The sequence below is a fragment of the Paenirhizobium cremeum genome, assembly GCF_047553425.1.
GTDB lineage: Bacteria > Pseudomonadota > Alphaproteobacteria > Rhizobiales > Rhizobiaceae > Allorhizobium > Allorhizobium cremeum.
Genome location: NZ_CP180217.1, coordinates 1901649 through 1914106 on the forward strand (window position 1 = coordinate 1901649; position 12458 = coordinate 1914106).

Annotated in this window: 10 protein-coding genes; 6 read left to right on the plus strand and 4 right to left on the minus strand. The window is 62.4% G+C overall.

What is annotated here, in order from left to right; all coding sequences use genetic code 11:
- Positions 1-134 precede the first annotated feature (134 nt).
- Complete coding sequence (gene recA, locus ACLBKR_RS09560; protein ID WP_112828172.1) at positions 135-1217, minus strand: recombinase RecA; 1083 nt, start codon at positions 1215-1217, stop codon at positions 135-137.
- Positions 1218-1459: 242 nt separating this feature from the next.
- Between recA and ACLBKR_RS09565 the strand changes: the two genes are divergently transcribed.
- Positions 1460-2404 carry a carbohydrate kinase family protein gene (locus tag ACLBKR_RS09565; RefSeq protein ID WP_414901556.1) on the plus strand — a complete coding sequence of 315 codons (945 nt, stop codon included), beginning with the start codon at positions 1460-1462 and terminating at the stop codon, positions 2402-2404.
- A gap of 28 nt (positions 2405-2432) precedes the next feature.
- Positions 2433-3362, plus strand: coding sequence for a pseudouridine-5'-phosphate glycosidase (locus ACLBKR_RS09570; RefSeq protein WP_112828170.1), 930 nt, complete (start codon positions 2433-2435; stop codon positions 3360-3362).
- Between the two features lie 105 nt (positions 3363-3467).
- On the opposite strand, the gene ACLBKR_RS09575 is transcribed toward ACLBKR_RS09570, so the two are convergent.
- Both ACLBKR_RS09575 and cckA read right to left on the minus strand, forming a co-directional pair.
- Positions 3468-4202 (minus strand): helix-turn-helix transcriptional regulator, encoded by a 735-nt coding sequence (locus tag ACLBKR_RS09575; RefSeq protein ID WP_414901559.1) that lies wholly within the window; start codon positions 4200-4202, stop codon positions 3468-3470.
- Positions 4203-4342: 140 nt separating this feature from the next.
- Complete coding sequence (gene cckA, locus ACLBKR_RS09580; RefSeq protein WP_113424894.1) at positions 4343-6961, minus strand: cell cycle histidine kinase CckA; 2619 nt, start codon at positions 6959-6961, stop codon at positions 4343-4345.
- A 256-nt stretch (positions 6962-7217) separates the two neighbouring features.
- Here cckA and ACLBKR_RS09585 point away from each other — a divergent pair, with 256 nt between their 5' ends.
- Positions 7218-8390 (plus strand): flagellar biosynthetic protein FliO, encoded by a 1173-nt coding sequence (locus ACLBKR_RS09585; RefSeq protein ID WP_414901561.1) that lies wholly within the window; start codon positions 7218-7220, stop codon positions 8388-8390.
- A gap of 152 nt (positions 8391-8542) precedes the next feature.
- Here ACLBKR_RS09585 and dksA read toward each other — a convergent pair whose 3' ends face one another.
- On the minus strand, positions 8543-8962 hold the full coding sequence (gene dksA / locus ACLBKR_RS09590) for an RNA polymerase-binding protein DksA (RefSeq protein ID WP_112685083.1): 420 nt from the start codon (positions 8960-8962) through the stop codon (positions 8543-8545).
- Between the two features lie 280 nt (positions 8963-9242).
- Between dksA and ACLBKR_RS09595 the strand changes: the two genes are divergently transcribed.
- The 3 genes from ACLBKR_RS09595 (at position 9243) to ACLBKR_RS09605 (ending at position 12405) form a co-directional block, all read left to right on the plus strand.
- A complete protein-coding gene (locus tag ACLBKR_RS09595) occupies positions 9243-9752 on the plus strand; it encodes a SixA phosphatase family protein (RefSeq protein WP_112828166.1) in 510 nt (169 codons plus the stop codon).
- 95 nt (positions 9753-9847) lie between these two features.
- A complete protein-coding gene (locus tag ACLBKR_RS09600; protein WP_414901564.1) occupies positions 9848-11323 on the plus strand; it encodes a YcjX family protein in 1476 nt (491 codons plus the stop codon).
- On the plus strand, positions 11320-12405 hold the full coding sequence (locus ACLBKR_RS09605; RefSeq protein WP_113448475.1) for a TIGR01620 family protein: 1086 nt from the start codon (positions 11320-11322) through the stop codon (positions 12403-12405). Before ACLBKR_RS09600 ends, ACLBKR_RS09605 begins: the two co-directional genes overlap by 4 nt.
- The last annotated feature ends 53 nt before the right edge of the window (positions 12406-12458 follow it).

Here is a 12458-nt window from a genome sequence, read left to right on the forward strand (position 1 = left end):
GGAAACCGGCCATTCGCGAAAATCAATGGCTTTTATCGTCCGGCATCCCCCCTGTCCAGCCGCCCGACGCAAAACCGGCCGCACCTCGCGGGAGATGCAGCCGGCAAAGAAATCAAAACGCAAGAACCGGGAGTTTATTCGTCCGAACCATCCCCGTCGTTTGCATCCGGCCCGCCGTTCTGCAGGCTCTCGGCAATGAGACCGGCGTTCTGGCGAAGCGCCATCTCGATCTCCTGGGCAAGCGCCGGATTGTCACGCAGGAACAGCTTGGCGTTTTCGCGTCCTTGCCCCAGCCGCTGGCTGTTGTAGGAGAACCAGGCACCCGATTTCTCGACGATCCCAGCCTTGACGCCAAGATCGACCAGTTCGCCGGTCTTGGAAACGCCCTCGCCGTACATGATGTCGAATTCAACCTGCTTGAAGGGCGGCGCCATCTTGTTCTTGACGACCTTGACGCGGGTCTGGTTACCGATGACCTCCTCGCGCTCCTTGACGGCGCCGATACGGCGGATGTCGAGACGAACCGAAGCATAGAACTTCAGCGCATTGCCGCCGGTGGTGGTTTCCGGCGAGCCGAACATCACGCCGATCTTCATGCGGATCTGGTTGATGAAGATCACCATGCAGTTTGAACGGGAGATCGACGCTGTCAGCTTGCGCAGCGCCTGGCTCATGAGACGCGCCTGAAGGCCCGGCAGATTGTCGCCCATTTCGCCTTCGATTTCAGCGCGCGGCGTCAGCGCGGCAACCGAGTCGACGACGAGCACGTCGACGGCACCGGAACGCACCAGCGTATCGGTGATTTCAAGCGCCTGCTCACCGGTATCGGGCTGGGAGATCAGAAGATTCTGCAGGTCGACACCGAGCTTGCGGGCATAAACCGGATCGAGCGCGTGTTCGGCATCGACGAAGGCGCAGATGCCGCCCTTCTTCTGGGCTTCCGCGATGGTCTGCAGAGCCAGCGTCGTTTTACCCGAGCTTTCCGGACCGTAGATTTCGATGATGCGGCCCTTCGGCAGACCGCCGACGCCGAGCGCGATATCGAGACCGAGAGAGCCGGTCGAAATCGTTTCGATCTCGACCACGCTCTCGTTTGCGCCGAGCTTCATGATCGAGCCCTTGCCGAACGACCGTTCGATCTGAGAGAGCGCCGCTTCCAATGCCTTGCTTTTATCCACCGATTTGTCCTCTACGAGCCGCAAAGAATTCTGTGCCATTCTGTCCACCTTTAGGTTATTGAAGCCGCATAGGCAATGAAGCAGCCGGTGAACTGTATGTACACGTTTTGTTCCAATATTGCAATACCCCGTCAACCCAATGAATTATCGGGAAATTCTGCAATACGTACTTTTTATGTTCCGCCACTGCGGGACGCAGCTTCCCCGCGCCTCTCCGACATCGCTGGCAGCACCGGAACATGGCTCGATTCGCCACCGTCCGACACCGGTGGCGCACCCCTATGACGGTCGATGTCCTCGTCATCGGCGGCGCCCATATCGATCGCCGCGGCCGTCTCTTCGGCCCGGCGAAAATGGGTGCGAGCAACCCCGGGCGCTGGATTGAGGAACCGGGTGGCGGCGGCTTCAATGCAGCCTGTAATCTTGCCCGCCTGGGCCGCAGCGTCCGGCTGATCTCCCCCCGCGGCGGCGATCCGGCCGGTGAACGTGTCTCTGCGGCCGCTGAGCGACTCGGCATCGACGATTGCCCCATCACATTTCTCGATCGGGTCACGCCAAGCTATACGGCCATACTGGAAGAGGATGGCAATCTCGTGATCGCGCTGGCGGACATGGCGCTCTACGACCTTTTCACGGCACGGCGCCTGCGGGCCCGCACCGTCCGGGAGAGCCTCGCTTCTGCCCACATGATCCTGTGCGACGCCAACCTGCCATCGGAGACGATCGCCGCTATCGCCGACATCGCCGCATCGAACGGTGCATCGCTTGCCGCCATTGCCATTTCGCCGGCCAAGGCGACGAGACTGCTGCCCTGCCTCGAGCGCCTCGACCACGTATTCATGAATGCAACCGAAGCCGAGGTGCTTGCCGGCCGCCGCGCCGTCGATGCCGTCGAGTGGCCGGACCTGCTGCGACGCGCGGGCCTGAAGGCCGGGACGATCACCGCCGGCGGCGACATGACCATCGCCTTCGAGAAGGATCGCGTGATCGCCCTCACGCCGCCGCCTGTGTCGGATATCGCTGACGTCACGGGCGCCGGAGACGCCTTCGCCGCCGGGTTCCTTGCCGCGCGGCTCGACGGCGCGTCCCTCGACATCGCCCTGCGCACCGGCACCGCGGCCGCCGCAGTCACCCTGCTTTCGCCGCAGGCGACGGCCGAAAATCTCGCGACGGATATTCTTGCCAGCCGGCTGGAGCTTGTGCCCGACGCCGAAATCCTGTCATGACAATGTTTGCACAATACGGATATCAGTGATGACCAAAGCCATCTCGCCTCTCCTGCCCATCGTCTATTCCGGTGAAGTCACCGCCGCCAAGGCCCGCAACGCGCCGATCGTTGCCCTGGAATCGACCATCATCACGCATGGCATGCCCTATCCCGGCAATCTGGAGATGGCGCGCAGCGTCGAATCCATCATCCGCCAACAGGGCGCCGTTCCCGCGACCATCGCAGTGATCGACGGCGTACTGCATATCGGCCTCGATACCGCACAGATCGAGGCACTGGCCAGGCGCCACGATGCAATGAAGCTCTCCCGTGCGGATATCGCCTTCGCGCTTGCCGAGCGTCGCACCGGCGCGACAACGGTTGCCGCAACCATGATCGCGGCCGCTCGCGCCGGCATCTCGGTCTTTGCGACCGGCGGCATCGGCGGCGTCCATCGCGGGGCGGAGGAGACCTTCGACATTTCCGCCGACCTGGAGGAACTCGGCCGCACGCCGGTCATCGTGGTCTCTGCCGGCCCGAAGGCCATTCTCGACATCCCGAAGACGCTGGAATATCTGGAAACCCGTGGAGTGCCGGTTGTAACCTACGACAGCGAGGAATTTCCGGCCTTCTGGTCGCGCAGTTCCGGCCTGCCGAGCCCGCTGACATTGCCGAGCCCGGCAGCCATCGCGAATTTCCAGCGCATGCGCGAGCAACTGGGGATCGAAGGCGGCATGCTCGTGGCAAATCCGGTGCCGCTTGCCGACGAGATCCCGCGCGAGGAAATGGAAATCTATATCGGCCGGGCGCTCGTCAATGCCGAACGCGAGGAAATCACCGGCAAGAACGTCACGCCATTCCTGCTCGATAATCTTTTCCATCTGACCGATGGTCGCAGTCTGAAGACCAACATCGCCCTGGTCGAGAACAACGCCCGTCTCGCCGCCGAGATCGCCGTCGCGATGAACGACCGATAACGCCTCGGCCGGAAACGATGGGGCGGCAGGTCGGACGCTGCCCCCTCGACACGCCGAAGTCTGCAACGACTTTGCCCGACACGCCCGCCGCGACAATCCTCCTGCTTAGATGAACCCGATCTGCGCGGCACGGCGCAGGGCCTGTTCCAACCGGTCCGTATTCAACTTGCGGCAGAGCGAACCGACGAGATAATTGACCGTCCGCGTCGAAAGCGACAACCGCACCGCAATCGCCGCAGTGTCGAGGCCGGAGGCCGCCATTTGAAGGCATCGGATCTCCAGGTTGGACATGCCCGCCCGGGCGCCGTCGAGACGTTTCTCCAGCATCCCCGCCCGGTCGAGCACGTGGATGGCGAGAAAGCAGAAGTCCTCGATCTCGGCGGAGGAAAGCGGCAAGCGGTCGCCATAAAGGCTCATGATCTGTTTTTTGCCATCGAGCGCCGGCAGGGCGAAATAGACGCCGTTCAGCATGTCGTGGCGCGTCAGCAACTTTGTCAGTTCGACCAGGTTGGGTGCGAGGCCTTCCAGACATCGCAGATCGTCGATAGACCATTGATAGAGCTGCTGCTCGGCACTGGCGAGAATGATGTCGGGCGTGGGCGGTAGATCGCTGATGGCGTCGAAGCCGTCGAGGAAGGCCTCGTCGACACTGTAGAGCAGCAATCTGCCGCGTAACGATGTGCCATTCGCCGGGCGCTGCGCAAAAAGCTTGTAGAAGCGAAAACCGAAGCGCCGCTGCAACAGCCGCATGCAGGTATCGAGATCAGTCAGACTGTCGGCGGTCTGTATCCGGGCAAGAATTGCATTCCGCTCGACCGGCCCCTCGGCCCACTCGTTCATCTCGCTCAGTTCCCGAATACCTCCCGCATGGATCGACCGCCCGCCGAAAATAGCGCATCCGGCCCGCCACGATCACAGGATATCGATGTGACAGGAGGATGTTGTCCGTCACAGAAATAGGGCAAATATGGTGACTGTTGTCAATTTGAACTATCGAGCATCTCGCGCACGGCCACGGCGAGCTGCTTGAGCGAGAAGGGCTTGGGCAGGAACCCGAACTTTGCGTCGGCCGGCAGGTTGCGCGCGAACGCATCCTCCGCATAGCCGGAAACGAAGATGAATTTCAGGTCGGGATATTTCTTGCGAAGCTCCCCAAGCAGCGTCGGGCCATCCATTTCCGGCATCACCACGTCGGAAACGACGATATCGACCGCTCCGCCGAGCTCGTCCATGATATCGAGCGCTTCCACGCCGGAACCCGCCTCATGCACGGTATAGCCGCGGGTTTCCAGCATGCGCTTGCCCCCGCGGCGCACGGCCTCCTCGTCCTCGACCAGCAGCACCACCGCCGACTTGCCGGTAAGATCGTCGGGTTCCGATGCCTGCGGGGCCGCCGCCTGCGCGGTCTGCGCGGCATCGCCCCCCTCGGACACAGCGCCCGTCGGCGCTGCGCTCGGCGCGAGCTCGACCACATGGCGTGGCAGGAAGATGCGGAAGACCGTGCCTCTGCCCACTTCGGACTCGGGATAGATGTAGCCGCCGGATTGCTTGATGATGCCATAGACCATCGCCAGTCCGAGACCGGTTCCCTTGCCCACTTCCTTGGTGGTGAAGAAGGGTTCGAAGATCTTGTCCATGATCTCGGGGGCGATGCCGGTACCGGTATCGGCGACCTCGACGAGAACCATCTCCTCTTCCGGCAGGCCACGATAATGGAAAGCCGCAGTCTCCGGGGGCGAGACGTTGCGTGTCGTGATGGTGATCGTACCGCCATCCGGCATGGCGTCTCGGGCATTGACGCACAGATTAATCAGCACCTGCTCGAACTGCGAGAGGTCGGTTTTCACCGGCCAGAGATCCCGCCCGTACTCGACCTTGAGCTTGACGTTGGTTCCGGAAATCAGCCTGTCGACCAGCATTCTCAAGTCGCCGATCACGTCCGTCAGATTGAGCACGGTCGGGCGCATGGTCTGCTTGCGCGAAAAGGCGAGCAACTGCCGAACGAGTACCGCCGCCCGGTTAGCGTTGCGCTTGATCTCCATAAGGTCCGCAAAGCTGGCATCCGAAGGCCGGGCCTGAAGCAGCAGGTGGTCGGAGGAAAGCAGAATGGCTGTCAAAACGTTGTTGAAGTCGTGCGCGATACCGCCCGCAAGCGTGCCGACTGCGTTCATCTTCTGCGTCTGCGCCATCTGCGTTTCGAGCGCCTTCTGGTCAGTCACGTCGACGGCGTAGACGATGGCCGCCTCTTCCGGAGCCTCGTCGCTCTGGTCGATCACCGCATTGACATAGAAACGGAAATGCCGCGCATCGTTTTCCGGGTGACGGCTATCGATCGGGGCGATGTCGACCTGGCGATCCTTGGCGGCAGCCAGCGCCTGACGGAACTGCTCCCGCTCGCTTTCGTGGATCACGGCCTCGAGCTTGCCCCCGCGATCGACATAGTCGCGGCCGACGATATCCGAAAAGAGCTTCATGAACGGCGCGTTGGTGCGCAGGATCCGGCCCTCGCCATCGACGGAGGCGATCGCCATCGGCGTATTGTTGAAGAACCGGGTGAAACGCATGGAAGCGATCGAGGCCGACTGATCGGAACCTCTGCCCTCCTGCCGCGCAAGCACGATGGAACGGCTCTCGCCGGGTGCCCCGTCCCGCGCCGAACGAACGCGGTGGACGAGGTGCACCGGAAAGCTCTGGCCGTTGGTCTTTCTGAGATCCAGGTCCAGCGTTTCCGTCTTCGACAGGCCGGGCTCGGCCTGCACCGAATTGACCAGCGCCATGCCTTCGCCCGCGACAAGATCGGCAATCGTCATCGAACCCGGCGCAAATTGGGTCAGGTCGATACCGAGCCATTCCGCCAGCGTGGCATTGAGATAGTAGATTTCGCCTTTCCGACCGGCCGAGAAGAAGCCTGCGGGTGCATGGTCGAGATAGTCGATGGCGTGCTGCAGTTCCTTGAAGAAGCGTTCCTGATCGTCCCGCTCCGAGGTGATGTCGGTGATCTGCCAGACATGCAGCTTCCGCGCACCGGTTTCACTGGGGACCAGCCTGGCCTTGAGCCTGTACCAATGTGCGCCGGAACCGTTCCCGGTGTGGACACCCAGCGGCTTGAGCAGGCGAAATTCCTCATAGCCCTCACGGCCCTCGCGCAAGCCGTTGGTCAGGCGATAAAGCGCCTCGGACGACTCGCGATAGCGCGACAAAAGGGTTTCAAGAGCCTGAACCTCGGTCGCCTTGGTGGCGCCGGTCATTCGACCATAGGCGGCGTTCGCGTAAATCACCCGCCCGTCGGCCTCGGTAATCAGCGTGCCTTCCGGCAGGTTGGCCAGGAAATTGCGCGCGAGCGAATCCGAACGGGATTGCGGCATCACCTCGACGAAGCCGATCACGGCAGAAACCAGAAAGAAAATTCCAGTCATCGCCAGAACGCCGAGAACGCCGAGCACCACCTCATTTTCGAGCTGGTCCTTGAAAAAGACAAAAGCGACGGCGGCACAGACAAGCACAAGTGCAAGCAGAATGATGCGGAAAGCCGCGCCGGAACGGGCGCCGCGATCCAACAATGGACCTTCGTACTCGCCGGCCTGCTGCAATCTCTTCATATATGCCTCGTGTGTGAAGCCGACCCGTGGGAATCGGATACTTCAGATCTTCTTTAGCAATTTGCACCTGTCGCAAAAAGCTCCGAACAAGCGGATTGAGGGGCTGAGGCGCGGCAATCCCCACAGGATTGCCTCATTTAGGTCGTGGAATGCGAAAGAGAAACGATCAGCGCCGTGTCAGCCGGTCGTTGGCGCCCTGCCCCGGATTGCTAAAACAATCGCCTTCTGCCAGAAAGCAGAAAAAGGAGAGCGCGACATGCTTGAAGAACTGGTCACCACCTATGGTAACCGTTTCCTGGTCGCTGCGCTCGGCGTAAGCCTTGCGCTTCTGTGCCTGTTTGTCGTTTTACGGCTCTTGCGCAACCGCGCGCCGTCGCCCTTCGTGCGTGGCGGAAGGAATCGCCAGCCGCGGCTTCAGGTGCTGGATGCGGCAGCCGTCGACGCAAGGCGTCGGCTCGTTCTCGTTCGCAGGGACAATGTCGAGCATCTCGTGATGATCGGCGGTCCGACCGATATCGTCATCGAGAGCGGCATCGGCGACGAGCGCGCTTATCTCTCGGCCGTTCCCGTAGCCGCGTCGGTGGAGAACCCCGAAACGGCGGCCCGTATCGCCCCCCATGCAGAGTCTCCCCGCAGCCTGCCGCAGGAGCAGCCCATCCCGGCCGTCGAACAGGCCCCGAGACCGCCGGTCGCCGAACGTCCGCCGGCGCCCCAGCCCGTCAAGGCAGAACCCGTCGCGGCAAGACCGGCGCAGCAATCCGCTCGTGCCCCCGCTCCTCGCCCCGAACCGGCAGCCCCCCCGGTTGCCGCAGCCGCACCTGAAGCAGTGGCGCAGACTCACGCACCCCAGAGCGCGCCTGTGGTGCCGACCGCATCGCCCGCATCCGGGGCCACCAACGTTCAGCCGGTCCATATCGAGCCACCGGCGCTGGCCGCGGCGACGGCGCCTTCCTCGGACGCGCGCGCTGCAATGCCCGTGCAGCAACCCGCGCCCGCCGCGCCCCCGCCAAAACAGCAGGAGCAATCCGAGCACCAGGCGCAGGGGCAAATGGTTCATGCGGAGGATATTCTCGAAGCGGCCCGTCAGCGCGTTCTTCCTTCCAGCCAGGATCAACCGCCGGCAGCAAACATTGCTCCGGCCATTCATGCGGCGGACGAACAGCATCCCAAGCAGGAGCTGAGCGAGTTCGAGCGCGTACTGGAGGAGGAAATGGCGCTTCATCTTTCGGCGAACGAGACAGCCGCGACAAGAACGCCGTTCGAGGTGGCAGCAATCGTGCCGGACATTCGGCCCAACCGCCCTGTGGCGCCTCCCGTGATCGTTACGCCGCCGCCCGGCACGCCGACATCGGGCAATCGTGAAGAACCGAACCTTCAGAAGGAAATCGCCCGCATCTTCGGCGAGATATCGGTCAACCGCAACAACTGAACGGCAGGGCAGGAAGCGCCCGGAAAGCCGAGCGCACGTCCACCGCGGGGATAAGCCCGGATCGCTATCCAATGAAAAATGCCGGCTTTTGGCCGGCATCTTCTTTTCCGGCCCTGGGCCGGCAGTTCATTTCATCCTCGCCCGGAGGGATATCACTCGTCGCGATAGACTTTCTCGCGACGCTCGTGACGCTCCTGCGCCTCGATGGACAGCGTCGCAATGGGACGTGCATCCAGCCGCTTCAAGCCGATCGGCTCGCCGGTTTCCTCGCAATAACCGTAGGTGCCGTCTTCGATGCGCTGCAGGGCTGCATCGATCTTCGAGATCAGCTTGCGCTGACGATCGCGGGCCCTGAGTTCGATGGCACGGTCTGTTTCTGAGGAAGCCCGGTCGGCAAGATCGGGATGGTTGGCGCTTTCTTCGGCAAGGTGATCGAGGGTTTCCCGCGCTTCCCGGAGGATGTCGTTCTTCCATGCGATGAGTTTTGCCCGGAAGTATGCCCTCTGGTTTGCGTTCATGAACTCATCGTCTTCCGAGAGAACATAATTGCTAAGATCGATCTTCTCACTCAACGCGATTCTCCTGAAGAACATCTCAATGGGCGGGTGTATAACCTTTCGGTAAAACAGGTTCAAGCCTTCTGGACGTTTTCAAGGCATTTTTAAATCTGTCACATTTTTCAGCTAAACGCATAGTATTTAACCACTATTTCATTTTTCGCACTCGACGGGCCGCAAGTCCTGGTTGATAGCCGACAGGCCTCGCCTCCTATCGGCCTTTAGCAGCAGTTGACGGACGTCCCTGTCAACGGCTAGGTCAATGCCGAAGTCCATTCGCGGAAAATCTCACCGGATGTCTCTCGTAACCCCGCCTCCCGATCGTATCTATCTGCTGCGGCATGCGAAATCCGGCTGGGCGATGCCTGGACAGCGCGATTTCGACCGTTCCCTCGACGACGCCGGATATGCGGAGGCTGAACTCGTGGCGGACGCGGCGGCCGACAGGAACTATCGTCCGGAACTGCTGATTTCCTCGACTGCCGTGCGTTGCCGGCAAACGGCAGATGCCATCCAGCGGGCGTTCCCCGGCGAAATGGAATGCCGGTTCGTTGACGAACTCTACAACGCGCCGGCCGACAACTACCTCGAAATTCTCTCCGCCCTGGAGGGCTACGGTTCGGTAATGCTCGTCGGCCACAATCCCGCGATCGAGGAAGTGCTGATCTCGCTTGCCGGCATGGATGCGGCAAACCGCTTCATTCCGGAGGGGTATCCGACCGCGGGTCTTGCGGTTCTGAACTACGGCGCGCCTTCTGCATCGGGTGAAAAGCCCTGGCTGCTCGCGGATTTTCTGGTCGGCTGACGAAGGCCACCCGGAGGAAAGCACGCCGCCTCGTCTTTCGGGCTTCGCCACGGCACCCTATATTGGCGCTGCAGACCATTGCGGGAAAAAGACAATTGCCTCCTTCGCTGACCAGCCTTTCCGATGAAGCCGCCATCGTATTCGACAATCTCACGGACCGGGCCGCCAATCTCGTCAATCCGACGCTGAGGCTCGGCGTGACCGGCCTGTCGCGCGCCGGCAAGACCGTCTTTATATCGTCGCTTGTTCACAATCTCCTGCATGGCGGCCGCCTGCCCCTGTTCGAGCCCGTCCGTTCCGGCCGTGTTTCGAACGTCCGGCTGGAGGAACAGCCCGACGATGCGATCCCGCGCTTCCAGTATGAGGATCACATCCGCGCCTTGGTCAAGGATCGCGTCTGGCCCGATTCCACCCGGGCCATCTCCGAACTGCGCGTGACGATCGAATTCAGGAGCGCCAGCGGCTGGAACCGACTTTTCTCGCCCGGACGGCTTTCGATCGATATCGTCGACTATCCCGGAGAATGGCTGCTCGACCTGCCGCTGCTCGGACAGGATTTTCGCGAATTCAGCGAAAACACCGCCGCACTCGCAAAAAGGGGCATTCGCGCCGAACTGGCGCGCGACTGGCTGGCACATTGCTCCGCAACCGTGATGGATGCCCCCGCCGATGAAATGACCGCCCGCCGGCTCGCGGAAAGCTTCACCGCCTATCTGAGAGCCTGCAAGTCGGACGAGCGATCGCTTTCGACGCTGCCGCCCGGCCGCTTCCTGATGCCTGGCGATCTCGAGGGGTCACCGGCTCTGACCTTCGCGCCACTACCCGACATGCCCGAAACCAGGGCTCCGAAAGGCTCGCTCCGGGCAATGATGGAGCGCCGTTACGAGGCCTACAAGACGGTCGTCGTCAAACCCTTCTTTCGCGAGCATTTCGCCCGTCTCGACCGGCAGATCGTGCTGATAGACGCGCTGCAGGCGATCAACCGAGGGCCGGAAGCCGTCCAAGACCTCGAACGGGCTCTGGCCGACGTCCTTGCCTGTTTCCGGCCGGGCTCGAATAACCTGCTGACATCGCTGATCCGCCGCCGGATCGACCGCGTTCTCGTCGCAGCCACCAAGGCCGACCACCTCCATCACGAAAGCCACGACCGCCTGCAAGCGATTACCCGACGGCTGGTCGAGCGCGCCATCCACTCGATCGGCATGGCAGGCGCCGGCATCGACGTCATGGCTCTCGCCTCCGTCCGCGCGACCCGGGAAGCCAATGTCCGCCGCGACGGCCACGAACTTCCCGTTATTGTCGGCACCCCCATGGCCGGCGAGACGATCGGTACGGAGCATTTCAACGGCCACCGCAAGACCGCCGTCTTTCCGGGCGACCTTCCGGAAAACCCGGAGGCCTTTTTTCACGCATTGGACGACGCCACCTCGCCCGGCCATCTGCCCGAACTCAACATCGTGCGCTTCCGTCCCCCCATGCTGGAGGAAACGGGCGGTGGCATAACACTCTCGGTGCCCCATATCCGGCTCGATCGCGCCATGCAATTCCTGTTTGGAGACCGTCTCGCATGAAGGATTCCAAATCCCCGACTGCGCCGCCGTCAAACGGTCGCCGCCCCGCCTCCTTCAGTGTCGAACCCGACGAACCGATCCGGCCGACACCGCAGCAGCGGCGCTCACCCCAGAGTTTCGATCATGACGTCGATATCGTTCCAGATGAAGCCGACCCGTTTCTCGGCGTGGACCTCGCCGGCGAGCAGATTCCGGTGGCGGAACCGCGCAGGCGCACATTCTCTTTTGCGCGCATAGCGTTCGGCGCCTTCGGCATCCTCCTTTCGCTGGCGATCGGCCTCTGGATCGACAGCCTCATCCGCGATCTCTTCGCCCGCTCCGACTGGTTGGGTTATGCGGCTATCGCCGTGCTCGCGGTCGGCCTTCTGGCGCTGTTGATCGCCGTTAGCCGGGAAATCGCCGGGATCTACCGGCTGGACGCCGTACAGAAACTCAAGGAAGACGCCGAACGCGCGACGGCGGAGGGCATCAGGCCCGCCGCCCGCGCCGTCGTCGCGAGGCTCGTGCGGCTCGTTGCGTCCAAACCGGAAACCGCCCGCGGCAGGCGCACCCTTGCTGAAAGCGACGAGGACATCATCGATGCGCCGTTGCTGATCGAGCTTGCCGAAAGGGAACTGATGGCTCCGCTCGATATCCGCGCCCGCGCCCTCATCCTTGGTGCATCGAAGCGCGTGTCGGTCGTTACCGCCGTCAGCCCGCGTGCCGTGGTCGATCTCGCCTATGTGCTGTTCGAGGTCGTGCGGCTGGTGCGGGCCATGGCCGAACTCTATGGCGGCAGGCCGGGTGCTTTCGGCATGCTGCGCCTCTTGCGCGACGTCATCGCCCACCTTGCCGTAACCGGTTCCATCGCTGTCGGAGACAGCCTCGCCCAGCAGATTCTCGGTCACGGCCTTGCCGCCCGCCTGTCGGCCCGCCTCGGCGAAGGCGTCATAAACGGCCTGATGACAGCACGAATCGGCATCGCCGCCATGGACCTCTGCCGCCCCCTTCCCTTCAAGGCCTTGCGCCGCCCCGGTATCGGAGACTTCATCTCGGATCTCGCTCCGAAGTTGACAGGCAACGCCCCGGATGCGAAGGAATGACATACCGTCGCCGCACGGAAGTCGTGTTGCCGCCACGGACAGTTGAAGTGTTG

What these genes read in the sequence shown, in the direction of transcription:
- recA (WP_112828172.1), bottom strand. Translation starts at nt 1,217, where the DNA reads ATGGCACAGAATTCTTTGCGGCTCGTAGAGGACAAATCGGTGGATAAA.
- ACLBKR_RS09565 (WP_414901556.1), top strand. Translation starts at nt 1,460, where the DNA reads ATGACGGTCGATGTCCTCGTCATCGGCGGCGCCCATATCGATCGCCGC.
- ACLBKR_RS09570 (WP_112828170.1), top strand. Translation starts at nt 2,433, where the DNA reads ATGACCAAAGCCATCTCGCCTCTCCTGCCCATCGTCTATTCCGGTGAA.
- ACLBKR_RS09575 (WP_414901559.1), bottom strand. Translation starts at nt 4,202, where the DNA reads ATGAACGAGTGGGCCGAGGGGCCGGTCGAGCGGAATGCAATTCTTGCC.
- cckA (WP_113424894.1), bottom strand. Translation starts at nt 6,961, where the DNA reads ATGAAGAGATTGCAGCAGGCCGGCGAGTACGAAGGTCCATTGTTGGAT.
- ACLBKR_RS09585 (WP_414901561.1), top strand. Translation starts at nt 7,218, where the DNA reads ATGCTTGAAGAACTGGTCACCACCTATGGTAACCGTTTCCTGGTCGCT.
- ACLBKR_RS09595 (WP_112828166.1), top strand. Translation starts at nt 9,243, where the DNA reads ATGTCTCTCGTAACCCCGCCTCCCGATCGTATCTATCTGCTGCGGCAT.
- ACLBKR_RS09605 (WP_113448475.1), top strand. Translation starts at nt 11,320, where the DNA reads ATGAAGGATTCCAAATCCCCGACTGCGCCGCCGTCAAACGGTCGCCGC.